This window comes from Cryptosporangium arvum DSM 44712 (genome assembly GCF_000585375.1).
Classification (GTDB): domain Bacteria; phylum Actinomycetota; class Actinomycetes; order Mycobacteriales; family Cryptosporangiaceae; genus Cryptosporangium; species Cryptosporangium arvum.
In genome coordinates this window covers 8,768,754-8,786,188 of the sequence record NZ_KK073874.1, presented here as the reverse complement: position 1 = coordinate 8,786,188, position 17,435 = coordinate 8,768,754, and the positions used below count along the sequence as shown (strand labels likewise).

The 17,435-nt window shown below is 71.9% G+C and carries 21 protein-coding genes; 10 read left to right on the top strand and 11 right to left on the bottom strand.

Annotated elements, in window-relative coordinates:
• Window positions 1–108: 108 nt before the first annotated feature.
• Window positions 109–441, bottom strand: coding sequence for a gamma-glutamylcyclotransferase family protein (locus CRYAR_RS40100; protein WP_169744971.1), 333 nt, complete (start codon window positions 439–441; stop codon window positions 109–111).
• Window positions 442–563: 122 nt separating this feature from the next.
• Entirely contained in the window at window positions 564–812 is a 249-nt protein-coding gene (locus CRYAR_RS49995) for a hypothetical protein (protein ID WP_035858646.1), read from the bottom strand.
• Between CRYAR_RS49995 and CRYAR_RS51110 the strand changes: the two genes are divergently transcribed.
• A complete protein-coding gene (locus CRYAR_RS51110; RefSeq protein ID WP_342673891.1) occupies window positions 726–1,064 on the top strand; it encodes a diguanylate cyclase domain-containing protein in 339 nt (112 codons plus the stop codon). The genes CRYAR_RS49995 and CRYAR_RS51110 overlap by 87 nt on opposite strands.
• Here the strand turns inward: CRYAR_RS51110 and CRYAR_RS40090 are convergent.
• Window positions 992–1,465, bottom strand: a complete 474-nt coding sequence (locus CRYAR_RS40090; protein WP_035858644.1) for a MarR family winged helix-turn-helix transcriptional regulator — start codon at window positions 1,463–1,465, stop codon at window positions 992–994. The genes CRYAR_RS51110 and CRYAR_RS40090 overlap by 73 nt on opposite strands.
• Before the next feature lie 114 nt (window positions 1,466–1,579).
• Between CRYAR_RS40090 and CRYAR_RS40085 the strand changes: the two genes are divergently transcribed.
• Window positions 1,580–2,515: an NADP-dependent oxidoreductase gene (locus CRYAR_RS40085; protein ID WP_035858642.1), complete on the top strand. Its 936-nt coding sequence runs from the start codon at window positions 1,580–1,582 to the stop codon at window positions 2,513–2,515.
• 66 nt (window positions 2,516–2,581) lie between these two features.
• Here CRYAR_RS40085 and CRYAR_RS40080 read toward each other — a convergent pair whose 3' ends face one another.
• A complete protein-coding gene (locus tag CRYAR_RS40080) occupies window positions 2,582–4,276 on the bottom strand; it encodes a CocE/NonD family hydrolase (RefSeq protein WP_211247875.1) in 1,695 nt (564 codons plus the stop codon).
• A gap of 99 nt (window positions 4,277–4,375) precedes the next feature.
• Here CRYAR_RS40080 and CRYAR_RS40075 point away from each other — a divergent pair, with 99 nt between their 5' ends.
• Entirely contained in the window at window positions 4,376–5,026 is a 651-nt protein-coding gene (locus CRYAR_RS40075) for a TetR/AcrR family transcriptional regulator (protein WP_211247874.1), read from the top strand.
• Here CRYAR_RS40075 and CRYAR_RS40070 read toward each other — a convergent pair.
• Complete coding sequence (locus tag CRYAR_RS40070; protein WP_035858641.1) at window positions 5,023–6,525, bottom strand: mannitol dehydrogenase family protein; 1,503 nt, start codon at window positions 6,523–6,525, stop codon at window positions 5,023–5,025. The genes CRYAR_RS40075 and CRYAR_RS40070 overlap by 4 nt on opposite strands.
• Before the next feature lie 143 nt (window positions 6,526–6,668).
• Between CRYAR_RS40070 and CRYAR_RS40065 the strand changes: the two genes are divergently transcribed.
• Window positions 6,669–6,953, top strand: a complete 285-nt coding sequence (locus tag CRYAR_RS40065; RefSeq protein WP_035858639.1) for a hypothetical protein — start codon at window positions 6,669–6,671, stop codon at window positions 6,951–6,953.
• On the opposite strand, the gene CRYAR_RS40060 is transcribed toward CRYAR_RS40065, so the two are convergent.
• Entirely contained in the window at window positions 6,943–7,566 is a 624-nt protein-coding gene (locus CRYAR_RS40060; protein ID WP_035858637.1) for a TetR/AcrR family transcriptional regulator, read from the bottom strand. The genes CRYAR_RS40065 and CRYAR_RS40060 overlap by 11 nt on opposite strands.
• Window positions 7,567–7,612: 46 nt before the next feature.
• On the opposite strand from CRYAR_RS40060, the gene CRYAR_RS40055 reads away from it, so the two are divergent.
• The 3 genes from CRYAR_RS40055 (at window position 7,613) to CRYAR_RS50465 (ending at window position 10,739) form a co-directional block, all read left to right on the top strand.
• A complete protein-coding gene (locus tag CRYAR_RS40055; protein WP_211247873.1) occupies window positions 7,613–8,341 on the top strand; it encodes an alpha/beta hydrolase in 729 nt (242 codons plus the stop codon).
• A gap of 89 nt (window positions 8,342–8,430) precedes the next feature.
• Window positions 8,431–10,038 carry a DUF2142 domain-containing protein gene (locus tag CRYAR_RS40050; protein ID WP_035858633.1) on the top strand — a complete coding sequence of 536 codons (1,608 nt, stop codon included), beginning with the start codon at window positions 8,431–8,433 and terminating at the stop codon, window positions 10,036–10,038.
• 17 nt (window positions 10,039–10,055) lie between these two features.
• Window positions 10,056–10,739, top strand: coding sequence for an acyltransferase (locus tag CRYAR_RS50465; protein WP_035858630.1), 684 nt, complete (start codon window positions 10,056–10,058; stop codon window positions 10,737–10,739).
• A 1-nt stretch (window position 10,740) separates the two neighbouring features.
• On the opposite strand, the gene CRYAR_RS40040 is transcribed toward CRYAR_RS50465, so the two are convergent.
• Complete coding sequence (locus CRYAR_RS40040) at window positions 10,741–12,159, bottom strand: aminotransferase-like domain-containing protein (RefSeq protein WP_035858628.1); 1,419 nt, start codon at window positions 12,157–12,159, stop codon at window positions 10,741–10,743.
• A gap of 64 nt (window positions 12,160–12,223) precedes the next feature.
• Here CRYAR_RS40040 and CRYAR_RS40035 point away from each other — a divergent pair, with 64 nt between their 5' ends.
• A complete protein-coding gene (locus CRYAR_RS40035; RefSeq protein WP_211247872.1) occupies window positions 12,224–13,285 on the top strand; it encodes a pyridoxal phosphate-dependent aminotransferase in 1,062 nt (353 codons plus the stop codon).
• On the opposite strand, the gene CRYAR_RS40030 is transcribed toward CRYAR_RS40035, so the two are convergent.
• Window positions 13,256–13,831 (bottom strand): TetR/AcrR family transcriptional regulator, encoded by a 576-nt coding sequence (locus tag CRYAR_RS40030; protein ID WP_035858625.1) that lies wholly within the window; start codon window positions 13,829–13,831, stop codon window positions 13,256–13,258. The two genes, CRYAR_RS40035 and CRYAR_RS40030, sit on opposite strands and share 30 nt — an antisense overlap.
• Before the next feature lie 50 nt (window positions 13,832–13,881).
• Between CRYAR_RS40030 and CRYAR_RS40025 the strand changes: the two genes are divergently transcribed.
• Both CRYAR_RS40025 and CRYAR_RS40020 read left to right on the top strand, forming a co-directional pair.
• Window positions 13,882–15,279 (top strand): MFS transporter, encoded by a 1,398-nt coding sequence (locus CRYAR_RS40025; RefSeq protein WP_035869825.1) that lies wholly within the window; start codon window positions 13,882–13,884, stop codon window positions 15,277–15,279.
• Between the two features lie 51 nt (window positions 15,280–15,330).
• Window positions 15,331–15,507, top strand: coding sequence for a hypothetical protein (locus CRYAR_RS40020; protein WP_157018457.1), 177 nt, complete (start codon window positions 15,331–15,333; stop codon window positions 15,505–15,507).
• Here the strand turns inward: CRYAR_RS40020 and CRYAR_RS40015 are convergent.
• From CRYAR_RS40015 to CRYAR_RS40005, 3 genes are read right to left on the bottom strand one after another with little or no spacing between them, the layout of a single operon-like run.
• The gene (locus CRYAR_RS40015; RefSeq protein WP_035858622.1) at window positions 15,500–16,057 is read right to left on the bottom strand and encodes a TetR/AcrR family transcriptional regulator; all 558 of its coding nucleotides are present in this window, start codon (window positions 16,055–16,057) and stop codon (window positions 15,500–15,502) included. The genes CRYAR_RS40020 and CRYAR_RS40015 overlap by 8 nt on opposite strands.
• Entirely contained in the window at window positions 16,054–16,404 is a 351-nt protein-coding gene (locus CRYAR_RS40010) for a VOC family protein (RefSeq protein WP_035858619.1), read from the bottom strand. The genes CRYAR_RS40015 and CRYAR_RS40010 overlap by 4 nt, the downstream gene beginning before the upstream one ends.
• On the bottom strand, window positions 16,395–17,420 hold the full coding sequence (locus CRYAR_RS40005) for a threonine aldolase family protein (RefSeq protein WP_051571654.1): 1,026 nt from the start codon (window positions 17,418–17,420) through the stop codon (window positions 16,395–16,397). The genes CRYAR_RS40010 and CRYAR_RS40005 overlap by 10 nt, the downstream gene beginning before the upstream one ends.
• Between the last annotated feature and the right edge of the window lie 15 nt (window positions 17,421–17,435).

The following is a 17,435-nucleotide window of genomic DNA, read 5'->3' as shown; positions in this document are numbered from 1 at the left end:
GAAGCTCGGAGGGCGAGCGTTCGGCGAAGAAGCGCGCGACCTGCTCGGTGCCCGCCACCGGGCGGATCGCCGCCCGCACCAGCCCGCCACCGTCGAAGCCGCCCGCGATCAGGCCTCCACGTAGACCCAGGCCGTGCGGCCGCTGGTGAGGGGTGCCTGCACGCGACGGTAGTCGTCGACCTCGTACTCGTCGGCGCGGAGCAGGTCGGCCTCGGTGACCTCCAGCGCCGCTCCGTCGACGGTGTCGGCGGGGTTCGCGCTGGGCGTCAGCATGGGGTGATGGGTCTGGCCGCTGACCGCCAGGACGTGCGGGTCGGTGATCTCGACCCGGGTGAGGCGGTACCCGAGCAGGGCGTCGGGCTCACCGGTCAGTTCGCGACCGAACGTGGCCTGCTGGACGCCGGGATCGCGAAGCGTCCCGTAGGAGAAGAGCAATGGCACGGAGCCCACGGTACCGATCTGGAACCCGGCGGACCGGGGCGCTCCGTACGGTCGAACCGGGAGACCTTCGATGGGCAAGCTGCGCGCGGCGCGGCACTTCTGGACGCCATTGTGCTTCGTGCTCATGGCGCGCTGCTCCCGGCGCTGTTCGTGTGCTTCGGATCGCTGGGCTGGAGCCCGCCGGTGGGCACACGCGTCGATTCTTCGACGAAGCGCTCGCGATCGCCATGGCCGGTGCCGAACGGGCCGGCCGGCGACGCCGTGCTCAAGGAAATCTCGCGGATGTGGTTCGCCTCGGTGACGTGGTCGCCCGCTACGGCGGGGAAGAGTTCGCCGCCGTCTTGACGCCCACCGATCCCGAGCACCTGCACGCTGTCGCCGAACGCATTCGGAAATCGATCTGCGACGCCCGATCGCGCTCGACGACGCCCGGACAACGCCCGGACGCCCCAACAGTTCACGTTCGTCGCCGACGAATCGTTGTACCGGGCCAGGGCGGACGAGCGGAACCGGGTGAGCGTCGCCCCGATCGAGGTGCTGAATTGACGCTTCAGCGGTCGCCGAGTTGGTCGCGCACCGTGGCGGCCAGGCGCGCGAGTCCGGCGCCGAGGTGGCGTTGCTGAGCGCCGCTGAGCGGATCGAACACCAATTCCCGGACCCGTTCGACGTGGCCCGGTGCGCTGTCCACGACTTTGCGCAGGCCGGCCTCGGTGAGCGTCGCCAAGGTGTATCGGCCGTTGTCGGGGTCGGGATAGCGGGTGACCCAATCGCGTCGTTCGAAGCGGACCATCACTTTTGACAGCCGCGGCAGCGTGCAGTTGCAGTCCTCGGCCAGTTCGCTGAGGCGCATGGTGAGCGCGTCGGTCATCGAGAGCCGCGCCAGCACGCTGTATTCGAAGTTCGAGATGCCCGCGTCTCGCTCCAGTTGGCGATCGAGCAGCGTGGGCAGCGCGATCACCACGGTGAGGAGGTCCTGCCAGACCTTCTGCTGTTCGTCGTCGAGCCAACGGGGCGAGCCGGTCATGGCGCGCAGCCTACTTCGCCGGTTCGGTCCAGCGCCCGATCTCACTTGCCCAGGCAAGTCCAGAGGGTTAGCTTGGGAGTTGCCCAGGCAAGTCAAGGCGTCTCAGGAGTTGGCATGAAGGCAGTTCGGTACCACGAGTTCGGCCACGTCGAGGTCCTGCGCCAGGAGGACGTCGACCGTCCGGTACCCGGCCCCGGCCAGGTGCTGGTGAAGGTCGTGGCCACGTCGTTCAACCCCGTCGACGACCACATCCGGCTCGGTGTGCTCGCCGGAGCCATCCCCACGCCGTTACCGATCACGCCCGGCCTGGACCTGGCCGGCACCGTCGCCGAGCTCGGCGCGGGGGTGAGCGGGCTGCGGGTCGGTGACCCGATCGTCGCGATGCTCCCGCTCGACGCGCACGGCGGAGCGGCCGAGTACGCGCTGGTCGCGGCGGACCTGATCGCGGCCGCTCCGCAGAGCATCGCGCTGGCCGACGCCGCCGCGCTGCCGCTGACCGGTCTGGCCGCCCGCCAGGCCGCGGTCGAGCTCGCCGGGATCAGGTCCGGTCAGACCGTGCTGGTGAACGGCGCGGGTGGTGCCGTGGGCAGCATCGTCGTCCAGCTCGCGGCCGACGCCGGGGCGGAGGTCACCGCGGTCGACTCGCCCGAGCACGCCGACCGTCTGCGCGGCTACGGTGCGCGGAACGTCGTCGGTCCGCTGGACCTCGAGGCCGGTCCCGCGTCCGTCGGCGGCCCCTTCGACGTGGTGATCAACCACGTCCGGCTGGCGCCGGACGACCTGGCCGGACTGACCCCGTACGTGGCCGACGGCGGCATCGTGGTCAGCTCCGCCGGGCCGGTGCCGGCCGACGAGAGCCGCTCGGTGCGCAGCGCGAGCGTGTGGGTCGCCCCGAGCGGCTCCGGACTGGCCGACCTGGTCGCCCGGATCGACGCCGGACGCCTCAAGCTCCACGTCGTCGACCGCCGCCCCCTGCACGACCTGGCGGCCGTCCACGACGAGGCCGCCAACGGCAAGCTACGAGGCAAAACAGTCATCGTCGTCGCCTGAGGCACGCTCGGCATCGTCCGTGGCGGCCCGCTACGAGCAGACGGAGCGCTTGATCGAGCGGTTGCCTCAGGGCTGAGCCTCGCGGGTCCGGATCGTCGCAGCCGGCCGCTCCGCGCCGATCGGGGACTTCGCCGGCAGCAGCACGGCGGAGGGGTGGACGTCGTCGTGCAGGATTTCGATCGTGGTGACGTGGGCCGTCGTGGCGGTCGCGACGGGCTCGCCGCCGCCGAGGTTGCGGGCGAAGCGGGGAAACGCGCCGGCCGACACCTGGACACGCAGGCGGTGGCCACGCCGGAACACGTACGCGGTGGGTGACAACTGGACGGTGACCTCGGTGTCGCCGTCGGGCCGGACCGTGACCAGGTCGTCGCAGACGTTGACGGACCGGCCGCGCTCGTCGACGTCGCAGAGCCGGACGAAGAGGTCGCAGCCGGGGCGGTCGGCACGGAGCCACACCTGCGCCTCGACCTCGCCGACGACCTCCAGCTCGGCCTCGAGCACCGGCGAGGTGAAAGTCAGCACGTCGGCGCGTTTCTCCAGCGGCCGGTTGTCCTTGGGCCCGGGCCCGTCGGCGTCCAGCTTCGGTCCGCCCAGCGCCGGGGTCGGGTCGTTCGGGTCGTACGTGAAGGTGGTCGGAGCGGAGGCGGGGTTCGCGCCGCGCTCCAGCGCGCCTGCGGAGCGCAGGTGCCAGCGCTGCTGCGGGTAGCCGGCCGGCGGCCACTGGTCGAAGTCCCGCCACTGGTTCGTGCCCATCACGAACAGCCGCACCGGGGCCCGGTCGGCCGGCTGCTCGCCGCGCGCCAGGGTGGCACCCCAGTCGACCACCTGCTCGATCGCGGCCCCCATGCCCGCCGGGTCGGCGTGCCACCACGGTCCGACGGTCAGACGCGGGTGACGGCCGGCGGCGGCCAGGGCCTGGAAGTCGCGTAACTGGTCGGTCAGGAAGATGTCGTACCAACCGGTGACCGAGCTGACCGGGACCGTGACGTCGGCGACCGTGCCGCTGTGGTCCTCGTCCTTCCAGTACGGATCGTTCTGGTCGTAGCGCAGCGTCTCCTGGAAGAACGGCGACTCGTGGCCGAGCAGCGCTTTGTCCACGTCCACCAGGGGCAGGGTGTTCATCGCCGCGGCGACGCGCTTGCGGTCCAGGCCCAGCATCGACCGCAGCAAGGCGCGTGGCCGTTCCTGCGTCGCGGTGTTCCACACCCAGTTGGTCAGCGTGTCGAGTTCGAAGCGGCCGGGACGTAGCAGGGTCAGCGCCAGCCGCGACGAGGTGATGTGCGGAACCATCGCTTTGACCTGCACCGGCGCATCGGCGGCAAGGGTCCAGGCGGTGTAGCCGAAGTAGCTCGAGCCGGCCAGCACCACACCGCCGGTGGCCCACGGCCGATCGGCCAGCCAGCGCATGGTGGCCAGGCCGTCCTCGCGCTCGTGACGCATGGCCAGGAACTCGCCGCCGGAGCCGAACGTGCCGCGGCTGCGCACCATCAGCACGTGCAGGCCGCGCTCGGCGATCGCGCGTCCGTACAGCCAGCCCAGCGGGCCGCCCGGCCCGTAGGCGGTGCGCACGAGCACGGTCGGCAGGTGGGGGTCAGCGGGAGCGGCGGGCGCCCAGTGGTCGGCGAGCAGCGTCACGCCGTCCGCGACCTCGATCGGGATGTCCCGCTCGACGGTCACGTCACGGGTGCGGGCGGGCGGAAGCGCGAGCATCCGCTGCCCGAGCCGACCGGCCAGCTTGATGGCGAAGTCGCGAGTACTCACTGCGGGGTCCCTTCGGATTTAACGCACGCCGTGATGCGTTATCTACCGGGAGCATAGGCATGGGAGTTAGCGCATCGCAAGGTGCGTTATTGTGGAGGCATGCGTCAGCGGGCCCGATCGACCGACGACAAGCTGCGCCGCTCCGAGGACCTGCTGGTGGCGGCGGAAGCGATCGCGCTCGAGCGGGGTGGCGTCCGGTTCGTGACGCTGGCGCCGGTCACCGAGAGGGCCGGCCTGCACCGCACCGGCGTTCGGCGCTACTACGCCAGCAAGGAGGAGCTCCTCCTCGAACTGGCCGAACGGGGCTGGCGCCAGTGGAGCGCCGCGATCACCGACGCGGTCGGCGAGCGCCGCGAGCTGGCCCCCCGGGACGTCGCGACCGTGCTGGCCGACACGATCGCCTCGTTGCCGGTGTTCTGCGACCTCCTGACGCACGTCACGCTGAGCCTGGAAGGTGACGTCGACATCGAGCGGGCCCGTCAGTACAAGACGAACTCGTTCGCGGCGTACGACGAGATCGTGGGCGTGCTGGAGCGGTCGAGCAGCATGACGGTCCAGCAGATCCAGGCCCTGCTGGCCGCCACGCTCGCGTTCGCGGCCAGCTTCTGGCAGGTGTCGCACCCCACGCCGACGCTTGCCGCGCTGTACGAGCAGGTGCCGGAGTGGGGGCACGTGGCTCTGGACTTCCGGCCCCGGCTGCGGCTGCTGCTCCGGTCGACGGCCATCGGACTCACCGAGACGCTTCCCTAGGACGTCGGGTGGTCGTCGTGCCCGAGGTCGGTCAGGGTGGCGGCGGCGCCGTGGCGGTACAGGGAGTCGAGGGCGGCGAGGTACGGCGTCCGGAACGCCGGTTCGGTCACGAGGTCACCGAAGAGCTGCGGGTCGCGCAGGAAGGCGACCGGGTCGTCGGCGTATCGGCGTGCGGACGCGGTGAGGCGCTCGGCCAGGCGGTCCACCACGTCGATGGGGGCGCCTTGTTCGTCGACGCCCTCGGCGTAGCGGGCCCAGCTCGCGCAGACGGCGGCCGCCAGCGTGACGGGCCGACCGGCGGCGAGGTTCTCACGCACGGCGGGCAGCACGAACTTGGGGATCCGGTCGCTGGTGTCGGTGCCGAGGCGGGCGAGCGTGTCGCGCACCTCCGGATTGGAGAACCGCTCGACGAGCGTGCGCTTGTAGTCGGCCAGGTCGATGCCGGCGACCGGGCGAAGCGTGGGGGTCGCCTCCTCGAGGTAGCGGGTCAGGAACGCGGCGATCGCGGGATCCTGCGCGGCCTCGTGGGTGTACCGGTGGCCGGCGAGGTAACCGAAGTAGCACAGGGCCTGGTGACCGGCGTTCAGCAGCCGCAGCTTCATCAGCTCGTACGGTTCGACGTCGGGCACCAGCTGGACACCGGCGTGCTCCCAGGGCGGCCGGCCCGCGCCGAAGTCGTCTTCGAGCACCCACTGGAAGAACGGTTCGGCCACCACCGGCCAGCCGTCGCGCACACCGAATCGCGTCACGGTCTCCGTGCGGTCGGCGTCGGTGATGACCGGCGCGATGCGGTCGACCATCGAGTTGGGGAAGCGCACCGACGACTGCAGCCAGTCGGCGAACTCGGCGTCGGCGAGCCGCGCGTAGGCCGTGAGCATCCGCCCGGTGAGGTGCCCGTTGCCCTGGACGTTGTCGCACGACATCACCGTGAACGCCGGCACGCCGCGGTCCCGGCGGAGCTTCAGAGCGGCCACCAGGTAGCCGAAGATCGTCGCCGGGGCCTGCCGGTGGGCCAGGTCGTGGCGGATACCGGGGTCGTCCGCGAGGAACTCGCCGGTCACCTGGTCGACGAAGTACCCCCCTTCGGTGACGGTGAGCGAGACGATCGTGACCTCGGGCCGGGCCATGCGCTCGATCGCCGCGGCCGGATCGTCGGGCGCGAAGACGTAGTCGACGATGCTGCCGATCACCCGCGCCTCGCGGCGGCCGTCCGCGTGCTTGAGCAGCAGCGTGTACAGGCCGTCCTGGCTGGTCAGCACGTCGGCCATCCGCCGGTCCGACGGCAGGACACCGATCCCGCAGATCGCGAACTCCCGGCCGAGCCCGGCGGTGAGCAGCCGATCCACGGCCATCGCCTGGTGCGCACGGTGGAAGGCGCCCACCCCGAGGTGCACGATGCCTGCCGTCAGACCCTGCCGGTCGTACTGCGGGACGTCGACGCGTCCGGACGCCGCGATCGCGGGCAGGTTCGTCGTGGTGAGGGAAACGGCGTTCGTCATGGGCGCGGCTCCAGTCCGGGAACTCGGTCCTCTACGAGTAGCACTCGAGCCACGACGACGACGGTCGAGACGGGTCGCGAACACGGGGCGGAAATCGGGCCGAAGTCTCGACTTTTTCGAACGCGTGTACGTATCCTGCCTCCATGGCTTCTGGCACCCGCCCTCCGGTCGAATTCGGCGTCAGTCTCACGATCGACGAGGCGACTTATCCGATCCGGATGTACGGCCGCAGCGAGGACGATCTGCGGGCCAAGTTCGAGGCTGACTTCGGTCGTCAGATGCCCAGGTACCACCGGTGCCTGGACGAGGACCGGCCCGCGGTGCGCATCGAATGGGGCCAGGTCAAGGAGTGGTCGATCTCGAAGCCGGAGCTGCTGCGGCGCTGGGGCTCCACCCGGCCGCAGGTCGAGGATCAGCTCAGCGCGTGAGCAGTGCGGCACGCAGCGACTCGTGGAGGTACCGCTCGGCCTTGTCCAGCGGCCAGCCGTTGTCGTCGACCAACGTGAAGTACGAAGCGTTGCAGACGTGGAACCACAGGCGCCCGGTCGCTTCGTCGACGTCGATCCCGGGGCGGAGCGCGCCGAGGTCGGCCAGCCGCCGGGCCGCGAGTTCGAGGGCGCCGCGCAGTGAGGCGTGGGCCATCGCCAGCGCTTCGGCCGCGTTCGCGTGGTGCGGTGCGGTGGCGATGATCACGCGCATCAGCGGCGAGGAGCGCTCGAACCGCTCGCGGGTGACCCGGACGACGAACCGGAGCAAGGAGTCCGCGTCGGGCTGGGACTCGATCCGGGCGTAGTCCTCGGCGACGTCGGGCGCCGTGATCCGCGACTCGATGAGCGTCTTCAGGAGCCCTTGTTTTCCGCCGGTGACCGCGTAGACGGTCGCCGGCGCGACGCGTGCCCGCCGCGCGATCGCGTCGACGGTGGTCTTCTCGAAGCCGTTCTCGACGAACAGGTCCCGGGCGGCCTCCTCGATGGCCAGTCGGGTGGCGGCGGCGTACTCGGCTCGCCGCCCCGGGAGGGGCTTCTTCGCAGCTGCGGCCATGGGCGTACCTTAGGCGTCAGTTCATCAGAGTCTGACTCTGGTGAATATGCCTACCTATATCGAGGAGCCGATCATGCAGTACGTCTTCGTGCCCGGTGCGTGGCACGGTGGCTGGGCCTGGCACCCGGTGGCTCGCCGGGTACGAGCTGCGGGTCACGGCGTCACCGCGCTGACGATGCCCGGCCTGTCGCTGGGGGAGGACTCCGGCCGGTTACGGCTCGCGGACGCGGTCGACTTCCTCGTCGACGAGGTGGAGCGCAGGGACCTGGTCGACGTCGTGCTGGTCGGCCACAGCTGGGGCGGTATCCCGGTGGTGGCCGCCGCCGAGCGGCTGCGTAAGCGGCTGGCCCGGCTGGACTTCTTCAGCGCTTTCATCCCCCGCGCCGGGGAGTCGATGGCCGACGCGATGGGCCCCGAGGTCGGTGCGTTCCTGCGGACGTCGATCGAGTCGGCCGCGGACCGCACGATCAGCGTCGACTTCGAGTCGTTCCAGGCCTCGCTGATGCCCGGCGAGCCCGAGGCGCTGCAGCGGCTGGTCTTCGAGCAGTTGGTCCCGCAGCCCGGTGGGTACATGCTCGACGCGCTCGAGTCCGTCGACGTTCCCGGGCTGGGGGTGCCGGTCGGTTACGTGCTGGCGGCCGACGACCGGGCGCTGGCCGCGCCGGGTGCGGAACTCGCGGCGCGGGCGGGTGTGGAGCCCGTCCTCGTACCCGGTGGTCACGAGGCGCTCCTCACCGCGCCCGATCTCGTCGCCGACGCGCTGCTGGGGCGGTAGCGGGCGGACACGCTCGAAGCCTCCGGAATCGCGGGCGGTGTTCGGGTTAAGTTCCGCCCGTGTTTTCCGTTATCAACCGGTTTGCTGGCGTGCCGCGGGTCGTGTGGGGGATCGTCGCCCTGCATCTGGCGATCGTGCTGTGCCAGACCGCCGTCTTCCCCAACTTCCGCGCGCCCGACGAGCGGCAGCACGCCGACCTCATCGTCATGGTGGAGCAGGGAAAGGCCTGGCCCTGGCCGGGGCCGGGTGAGCTGGACGTGTCGAAGGGCAGCCGGGCCGGCGGTTTCACGACCTCCACCCGGGCGCCGGAGCGGATGCACCTGCCCGACCGGGCCGTGCCGGAACGCGACGACCGGGCGTCGTATGTGGACGCGGGTGGGGCCGAGACCGGACCGTCGTTCAACCAGCTGATCCAGCACCCGCCGCTCTACTACCTCACCGGCGCCGCGTTCCTGTCCGCGATCCCGGGCTGGGAGGACGTCCCGTTCGACCGCGTCTACCTGCTCTTGCGCTGGTGGAACGCGCTGCTCACCGCGGCGCTGCCGCTGCTGCTGTGGGCGACCGCGCGCCGGCTGCGACTACCGCGACCGCTGCCGGTCGCCGCCGCTCTCGTCCCGCTCGCGATTCCGGAGCTGACGCGCAACGAGTCGGCGATCAACAACGACAACCTGCTCGTCGTGCTGATGGCCGCGGTGACCTGGCTGGTGGCGCGGGTGCTGACCGGGGACACGTCCCGGCGCACCGCGCTCTGGATCGGCGTGCTCACCACGCTGGCCCTGCTCACCAAGGGCTTCGCGCTGCTGCTACCGGCCTGGATCGGGTTGGTGTACCTGGTCGCCGCCCGCCGCTACGACCGCCGGGCCGCGTCGACGTCACTGGTGATCGCGTGGGTGACCAGCGCTCCCGGAGCGCTGTGGTGGGCGCACAACAAGCTGACCTACGGCTCGATCCAGCCGGACGGCCGGACGTCGGAGCCGACCGAGGTGGTCGCCCGCTACGGTTGGTCGGACGGCGGGGCGCTCTGGCTGCACAACCTCGTCGAGCGCGTCGGCACCCTGTTCTTCATGCAGGACCAGTCGGGCCGCCGGCTGCACGACGTGTCGTGGAAGGCGGCCTGGCTCGCGATCGCCCTCGTCGTGCTGGCCGTGCTGGTCACGCTGGCGCTGCGCACGCTCGCGCGGTCGACGACGTTGCTGCTGCTGGTGCCGGTCGTCGGCCTGTTCCTAATCGTCGCAAGCGGGACGTGGGCCAACTTCGTCACCGAGCGCAACCTCTACAGCGGAATGCAGGGGCGCTACCTGTACGGCGGGCTCGTTGGCCTGGGCGTGGTGGCGGTCGCGGCGGCGGCCCGGCTGCGTGACCGGGTGCGCTGGTGCGTGCCGCTCGCCGTCCTCGTCGTCGCGGTCGGCCTGCAGTTGCTCTACCTGCGCTCGGTGCTCGAACTGTTCTGGGCGCCGCGGTCGGCGTCGGGGGTGTCGGCTCTCGACATCGGCGTGCGGGCCATTTACCACTGGTACGCGCTGCCGCCGGCCGTGCTGCTGTTCGTCATGGCGTCCACGGTGACGGCGGGGCTCGCGGTCGCGTACTCGCTGGCGCGTCCGGGGAAGCGCCGGCCGCCCAGCGCGTCCGCTCCGGTGATCGCGGCCAGGGCCCCCAGCGACCAGGAGGTGGGGATCCCGCTGCACGCGGCACGCTGACCGCTTAACCTCCGTGGGTGAACATCGGCATCAAATCGTTGCTGAACCGGGGCGTGCTGGCGGGGTGGCGCTGGCTCGACCAGATCGGCAAGGTGACGCCCGGTACCCGCGCCGCCGCGGGTTTCGGCAGCTTCGGAGCGCACTCCAGCATCGGTTTCCCGTCGGCGACGCTGATGAACACGCGGTCGATCCACATCGGCTCCGGGGTCATCGTCGGCCGTCAGGTGACGCTCTCGGTCGGCTACTGGCCGGACTTCCCCGGCATTCCCGAGCGTGGGCTGGTGATCGGCGACCGGTGCGTGATCGGTGACCGGTCCGGCCTGGTCGCGCACGAGCTGATCGAGCTCGGCGACGACGTGTGGTTCGGGCAGGACGTGTTCGTCTGCGACGCCAGCCACGGGTACCTCGACCCGGACCTGCCGATCGGCAACCAGTTCGGCGACCACTTGCCGGTGCGGATCGGATCGGGCTCCTGGGTCGGGCACGGCGCGATCATCCTGCCCGGCACCACGATCGGGCGGAACGCCGTGGTCGCGGCCGGTTCGGTGGTGCGCGGCGAGGTCGAGGACCACTGCGTCGTCGGGGGAGCGCCGGCGACGCTGATCCGGCGGCTCGAGCCGGGCGTCGGCTGGGTGGGGCGCCGCGGCGACGTGCGTCCGGTGCGGCGCGGCTACTTCGGTGAGGAAGAGGAGTCCGCGTAGCTCAGACCGCCAGCGGCGGTGGTCCGGCGGGGCGTCCGGACGACGGGTCGTAGGCCTGCCAGGCGGCGGCGAGGCGTCGGACGGCCTCGGTCAGCTCGGCGTGCGGCGCGAGGAAGTGCAGGCGGACGTACTCCGTGCTGCCGCCGGTCGCGTCGAGGCCGGCGCCGGGCAGCACGGCGACGCCGTGGCGCAGCGCGGCCTGGGCGAACGACCCGCCGTCCCCGCGCGGCAGGCGGATCCAGAGCGTCTGGCCACCCCGGACGGCCGGGGCGTGCCAGCCGGGGAGCGCGCGGGCGAGTTCGGCGCGCAGATGGTCGTGTCCGTCCCGGCGGCGCGACGCACTGCGCTCGCACAGCGCGTCCAACCGGGGCAGTAGTTCCGCCGCGGCGAGCTGGGCGGGAACGTTGCCGCCGAGGTCGTGGACCGCCCGCAGCCGGGCCAGCCGGTTGATCATCGGGGCCGGTGCACGCAGCCAGCCGACCCGCAGGCCACCCCAGGCGATCTTGCTCAGCGAGCCGATCGTGAGCACTCCCTCGGCGCGGGCCGCCAGCGGTGGCGGCGGCGGGGGCTCGCCGGGAAAGCCCAGGTCGACGTGGACCTCGTCCTCGACGAGGACGGTGCCGGCCGCTTCCCGGACCAACTGCCGCCGGGCAGGCTCGGACAGCACCGCGCCGGTGGGGTTGTGGAAGCTGGGAATCGTGTAGACGAACGCCGGACGCAGCTCGGACACCGCCGAGCGCAACCCGGGCAGGCCGATCGGCAGCCCGCGCACGACGGCGGCTTCCTCGCGGAACGCCTCGAGCGCCCCGGGGTAGGTCGGGGTCTCGACGACGACGCGGTCGCCCGGGCGCAGCAGGGCCCGGGCGATCAGCGACAGCGCCTGCTGCCCACCGGTGGTGACCAGGATCTGTTCGGGTTCGGTGGGGAGACCGCGGCCGGCGTAGCGGGCGGCGATCGTCCGGCGCAGCCGGGGCAACCCGGTCGGGTGGTAGCCGATGTCGACGGTCCCGGCCAGCGCCGGCAGCGTGCGCTCGTACGCGTCGAGGAGCTCCGGGGGTGGTGCGTGGGGTGCGGCGCACGCCAGCAGGATCACGCCGTCGCGTGGTTCGAGCAGGTGCAGGAAGCCGGGCGAGTCGGTGGTGGACCGCATGGACTCGGCCGGAGGTCCGGCCACCCGGGTGCCGCTGCCCTGCCTGCGCACGATGCGGCCTTCGACCGAGAGCTGGTCGTAGGCCGCGACCACCGTGGTGCGGCCGACTGCGAGCGCCACCGCGAGGGCACGATCGGCCGGCAACCGGGTGCCGGGTGGAAGCTCGCCCTCGTCGACGAGGGTCCGGATCCGCGCGGCGAGCAGCAGGTACAGCGGGCCGCGCCCGGACGACCACCGGCCCAGGCGCTCCACCAGCTTGATTGGCTCCATCGGCGAACCAATTTAGCGCCATTGGCTCTGCCGGGCGGCGGAACGGGCTCGGATCATCGAGGGCATGACCAGCCCGATGCTTTCGCTCATCGACGAGACGGTCCGCTACGACCTCGCCGAGAGCACGTGCCCGCCGCTGACCACCGGCGAGCTGGGCGTGCTCCCCGATCTGACGCTCGGCTACGGAACCTCACCGGGGAGCGAGCAGTTGCGCGAGCTGATCGCCGCCGACTCCGGGGTCCGGCCCGACCAGGTACTGGTGACGGTCGGCGGGATCGAGGCGATGTTCCTGCTGGCCCAGGTCGTCGGCGGGCGGGTCCTGCTGGTGACGCCGTGCTTCCCGCCGGCCCGGTCGGCACCCGAGGCGGTCGGGGCCGAGGTCGACGTCGTGAAGCTCTCGTTCGACGACGGGTACCGGCTGCCGCCGATCGCGGCGGCGCTCACCCCGCAGACGCGCCTGGTCTCGCTGGCGTCACCGCAGAACCCCTCCGGGGTGCGGTTCACCGACGCCGAGCTGCGCCGGCTCCTGGCCGAGGTCACCGAGTACGCGCCGGACGCGGTGGTGCTCATCGACGAGACGTACCGCGCCTCGACGTACGACGGGCTCGTGCCGCCGTCGACCGCGGGGCTCTCGCCGCGCGTCGTCACGTGCTCGTCGCTCTCGAAGGCGCACGGGGCTCCCGGCCTGCGCATCGGCTGGCTGACGACCACCGACCCGGAGCTCTACGAGCGGCTGCGCGAGCTGAAGTTCCTGACCACGGTCGCGTGCTCGAACGTGGACGAGTACCTCGCGACCGAGGTGTTCCGACGCCGGGAGCCGATCCTCGCGGCGCGTACGGAACACCTCCGCCGAGGCCTCGACGAGGTGGTTCGCTGGTCGCGTGAACAGCGGTTCGAGCTCGTGGTGCCGGACGGGGGCGCGCTGTGCTGCGTGCGTCTCCCGGGGCCGGTCGGTGACTTCTACGAGCGGCTGGCCACGTTCGACGCCCGGGTCGCCCCCGGCTCTTGGTTCGGCGAGGACGACCGGGTGTTCCGGGTCGGCTTCGGGCACCTGCCGATCGACGACCTCCGCGCGGCGCTGGACGCGGTGGCTCACTCATACCCCGTGGCGGAGCGCGTCGAATAGGTTCTCCACCCGGGCCCGGTGGTCGTCGGCCACGGCGTGCGGTGGGTCCCCGGCGATCAGGCGGCGCGCGGTCCCCACCAGCACCGTGCCGTAGCCGGCGACGAAGAACGCGGCCAGCAGCGTCGCGTCGCCGGGGAGTTCGTTCTCCAGCGTGCGCTGCAGTTCCGCGGCGATCTCCCGGGTACGGGCGACGAGCGCCGGCGACGCCGCGATCGTGCGGAAGAACGGGACCGAGCCCTCGGCGAGCCCGGAGAGCGCGTGCCGCTCGTCGGCCAGGCGCAGCGTCGTCTCGCGCAGCGCGGCCAACACGTCCGGGCCGGCCCCGGCGGCGGCGCGCAGCAGTTCGGTGGCGTCGTCCGTGCGGTCCAGGAGGAGGTCCTCCTTGCGCGGGAAGTGCTTGAAGACGGTGACGCTCGAGACGCCGGCCTCGCGGGCGACCTCGGCGACGGTGACCTCGTCGAACCCTCGCTCGAGGAACAGGCGGGTCGCGACCTCGGAGATCCGGGCACGGGTCCGGGGCCCGCCGCGCTCGCTGGTCCTGGGCATGTGACCCCGATCTCTTGTGTCACTAAACTTAGTGACTTAACTTAGTGGCCATGGCTCACGGTAAGTCTTCCTTGCGCGCCGCGTGGTTGGCCCTCACCGGGCTGTCCGCGGTGTTCCTCGTCGAGATGCTCGACAACTCGATCCTCAACGTCGCACTGCCCACGATCGGTCGCGAGCTGCACGCCTCGACGACCGCGCTGCAGTGGGTCACCGGTGCCTACGCCGTCGTGTTCGGCGGGCTGATGCTGGCGTTCGGTGCGGTCGCCGACCGGTACGGGCGGCGGCTGGTCATGATCGTCGGCCTGGTGCTGCTCGGGGTCGCGAGCCTCGCGACCGTGTTCGTCGGCACGGCCGAGCAGCTGATCGCGGTGCGGGCGGCGATGGGCGTCGCGGCCGCGATGACCACGCCCGGCTCGCTCGCGCTGGCGTTCCGGCTGTTCCCGGCGGACGCGCTGCGCGTACGCGCGACGACGCTCATCTCGACGGTGGGGCTGGTCGGCCTCGCGGTCGGCCCGACGGTGGGCGGGCTCGTGCTCGCGGTCGCGCCCTGGCAGGCGCTGTTGCTGGTGAACGTGCCGATCGCGGTGCTGGCGATCGTCGGGGTGCGGTTCGGCATCACCGCGGACGACCCGGCCGAACTGCACCGGGACCCGATCGACGTGGCCGGCGCGGCACTCGGGACGGTGACGATCGTGCTCGCGCTGGTCGCGCCGACGCTGTTCGTGAGCGGCGACACCGCCGGGGCGTCGGCGATCACCGTCGGGGCGCTGGCCGCCGCGGTGCTCTTCGTGCGGCGTGAGCGCCTCGCTGAGTACCCGCTCCTCGACCTGCACCTGGTCGCGCGGCCGCTGGTCTCCAGTGGCCTGGCGTTCAAGGCGGCGGCCGGGCTCGCGACCGCCGGCCTCGGATACCTGGTGACGTTGCAACTGCAGCTCGACTGGGGCTGGTCGCCCGGCGCCGCCGCGCTCGGGATGCTGCCGCAGGTCGTCGTGCTGATCGCGGGCGGTGTGCTGGTCCGCCCGCTGATGGAGAAGCTCGGCCTGGCCCGGGCGGCCTGGCTCAGCGCCGGTGCGGTCGTGGTCGGGCTCGCGGTCTACGCGGTGCTGGGCCGGTTCGGCTACGCGTGGGTGGCGCTCGCGCTGGTGCTGGTGGCGGCGGGAATGCGGGTCGTCGGGGTGGTGGCCGGCGTCAACGTGCTCCGCGGGCTACCGGAGGACCGCACCACGACCGGCGCGGCGCTGGTCGACACGGCCAGCGAGGTCACCACCGGCGTCGGCATCGCGGCCGCCGGGACGATCCTGGCCGCGATGTTCACCGGGAGCATCGCCACCACGGGGTGGAGCGCCGGGCAGACCGCGCAGTTCCGCGCGGCGGTGACGGTGGCGGGGCTGGTGCTCACCGGGGTGGCCGGGGCGCTCGTCGGCTGGGGGTTCCGTCGCTCCGCTTGATCCCGCAGAACTACTCAGGTGCTCAGCCTCGTCGGCGGCGAGGCTGGAGGCATGTCGATCACCGAGATCCGTTGCCTCCTCACCCGACGCGCCGGCGTTTCGATCCGACCCACCGCCACCGTGGCCGGCTCCTACCCGAAGCGCGCCCAGGTCACCGACCGGCTGGTGTGCCGGTCGCTCGACCCGACCTCCCGCGAGGTCGTGCGGGCGCAGAAGAAGCTCATCTAGGCCAGTTCCGCAGCAGAGCGTCGAGCGCGTCGTGAATGCGTGTCCACGACTCCTCCGAGCCGGGGGAGCTGTGCGCGAACGCACCGGCCGACTCCAGGCTCGGATAGCCGTGGAAGACGCTGCCCAGCAGCCGGACCGCGTGGGTCTGGTCAGGTTCGGACAGGTCGTACCCACGCAGGATCGCCCTGATCATCTCCGCGTTCCGCGGCCCGGCGCTGGCCGCGGCCGTCTCCGGATCGAGCCTCGTCCGGGCCGCCTCGTACCGCGCGGGATGCTCACGCGCGTAATCGCGGTACACGTCGGCCAGCGCGACGAGCGCGTCCCGCCCCGCCCGGCCGGCCAACGCGGCTTCGCCGCGATCGGCCAGCTCGGCCAGGGCGACGAGCGCGATCCGTGTCCGGAGATCGTCGGAGCCCCGTACGTGCGAATACAACGTCGACGTGCGGACGCCCAGGCGCCGGGCCACCGCGGACACGGTCACACCGCTGAACCCGGCCTCGTCGGCGAGTTCGACGGCGGCACGCACCACCCGGTCGGGCGTGAGCGTCACGCGTGCTGGGCGATGTTGACCACCGCGCCGTCCGGCGTCCGCACGAAGAACCGGTAGATGCCCCACGGCTCCCTGGTCAGCGGGTGCACGATCTCGTAGCCCCGGGCCTGCGCGTCGGCGTAGGCCGCCTCCACGTCCTCGACCTGGACGGAGAACGCCGAATCCTCCGGCGCGGTCGCGTCCCGCGTCACCAGCTGCACGTTGGCGCCGGTTTCCGGGGACGTGAACCGGGCGACCCAGCCCAGGTTGAACTCCTCGCTGCTCAGCCCGAGGAAGTCGGTGTAGAAGGTCTTCGAGGTCTCGATGTCGGCGACCGGAAGGTTGATCAGGACTCGATTCACCCGCATGCGGCCAGTATGGACCGCACCACCGACGAAAATCGGTCGACGTCCTCCGGGGTGGTGTCGAACGACGTCATCCACCGCGCCTCGTGGATCGACTCGTCCCAGTCGTAGAAGTGGAAGCGCTGGTGCAGCTCCGCGAGGGCGGCCGGCGGGAGCGTCGCGAACACGGCGTTGGACTGCACCGGACGGCTCACCCGCAGGCCGGGTACGTCGCGCACCCGCTCGTGCAGCCGCGTCGCCATCGCGTTCGCGTGCGCGGCGTTGGAACGCCAGAGGTCGGTCTCGAGCAACGCGACGAACTGCGCCGAGAGAAAGCGCATCTTGGACGCCAGCTGCATCGAGGCCTTACGCGAACGGACCAGGGCGTGGTCGAGCCCCGGGGTGAGCACCACGACCGCTTCGCCGAGCAGCAGGCCGTTCTTCGTGCCGCCGAACGAGAGGAGGTCCACGCCCACGTCGGTGGTGAACGCGCGGAACGGCAGGTCGAGGTGGGCGGCCGCGTTGGCGAGCCGGGCGCCGTCCAGGTGCACGCGCAGGTTCCTCGTGCGGGCGAACTCGACGATCGTCCGGATCTCGTCGGGGGTGTAGACGGTACCGAGCTCGGTGGGCTGGGCCAGCGACACGACCTGCGGCTGGGCGCGGTGCTGGTCGTCGAAGCCGCGTGCTTCCCGCGCGATGGCCGCCACGGTCAGCTTGCCGTGCTCGGTCGGCACCGGGAGCAGCTTCAGGCCGGCCACCTTCTCCGGCGCACCGCACTCGTCGACGTGGACGTGCGCGGTGTCCGCGCAGATCACCGACGCCCACCGGTCCGCGGCGGCCTGCAGCGCGACGACGTTGGCGCCGGTCCCGTTGAAGACCGGATAGGCCCGGGCGTGGTCGCCGAAGTGGGACCGGAAGACGGCCTGCAACCGCTCGGTGTGGTCGTCCCCGCCGTAGCTGACCTGATGGCCGACGTTGGCCGCGGCGATCGCGGCCAGGACCGAGGGGTGCACGCCGGAGTAGTTGTCGCTGGCGAACATGGTGCCAGTCTCGGG

Bases quoted from the DNA above. Each gene is read 5' to 3' on its own strand.
- CRYAR_RS40090 (WP_035858644.1), bottom strand. From the start codon at position 1,465: ATGACCGGCTCGCCCCGTTGGCTCGACGACGAACAGCAGAAGGTCTGG.
- CRYAR_RS40085 (WP_035858642.1), top strand. From the start codon at position 1,580: ATGAAGGCAGTTCGGTACCACGAGTTCGGCCACGTCGAGGTCCTGCGC.
- CRYAR_RS40075 (WP_211247874.1), top strand. From the start codon at position 4,376: ATGCGTCAGCGGGCCCGATCGACCGACGACAAGCTGCGCCGCTCCGAG.
- CRYAR_RS40070 (WP_035858641.1), bottom strand. From the start codon at position 6,525: ATGACGAACGCCGTTTCCCTCACCACGACGAACCTGCCCGCGATCGCG.
- CRYAR_RS40065 (WP_035858639.1), top strand. From the start codon at position 6,669: ATGGCTTCTGGCACCCGCCCTCCGGTCGAATTCGGCGTCAGTCTCACG.
- CRYAR_RS40060 (WP_035858637.1), bottom strand. From the start codon at position 7,566: ATGGCCGCAGCTGCGAAGAAGCCCCTCCCGGGGCGGCGAGCCGAGTAC.
- CRYAR_RS40055 (WP_211247873.1), top strand. From the start codon at position 7,613: ATGCCTACCTATATCGAGGAGCCGATCATGCAGTACGTCTTCGTGCCC.
- CRYAR_RS40040 (WP_035858628.1), bottom strand. From the start codon at position 12,159: ATGGAGCCAATCAAGCTGGTGGAGCGCCTGGGCCGGTGGTCGTCCGGG.
- CRYAR_RS40035 (WP_211247872.1), top strand. From the start codon at position 12,224: ATGACCAGCCCGATGCTTTCGCTCATCGACGAGACGGTCCGCTACGAC.
- CRYAR_RS40030 (WP_035858625.1), bottom strand. From the start codon at position 13,831: ATGCCCAGGACCAGCGAGCGCGGCGGGCCCCGGACCCGTGCCCGGATC.
- CRYAR_RS40025 (WP_035869825.1), top strand. From the start codon at position 13,882: ATGGCTCACGGTAAGTCTTCCTTGCGCGCCGCGTGGTTGGCCCTCACC.
- CRYAR_RS40020 (WP_157018457.1), top strand. From the start codon at position 15,331: ATGTCGATCACCGAGATCCGTTGCCTCCTCACCCGACGCGCCGGCGTT.
- CRYAR_RS40010 (WP_035858619.1), bottom strand. From the start codon at position 16,404: ATGCGGGTGAATCGAGTCCTGATCAACCTTCCGGTCGCCGACATCGAG.
- CRYAR_RS40005 (WP_051571654.1), bottom strand. From the start codon at position 17,420: ATGTTCGCCAGCGACAACTACTCCGGCGTGCACCCCTCGGTCCTGGCC.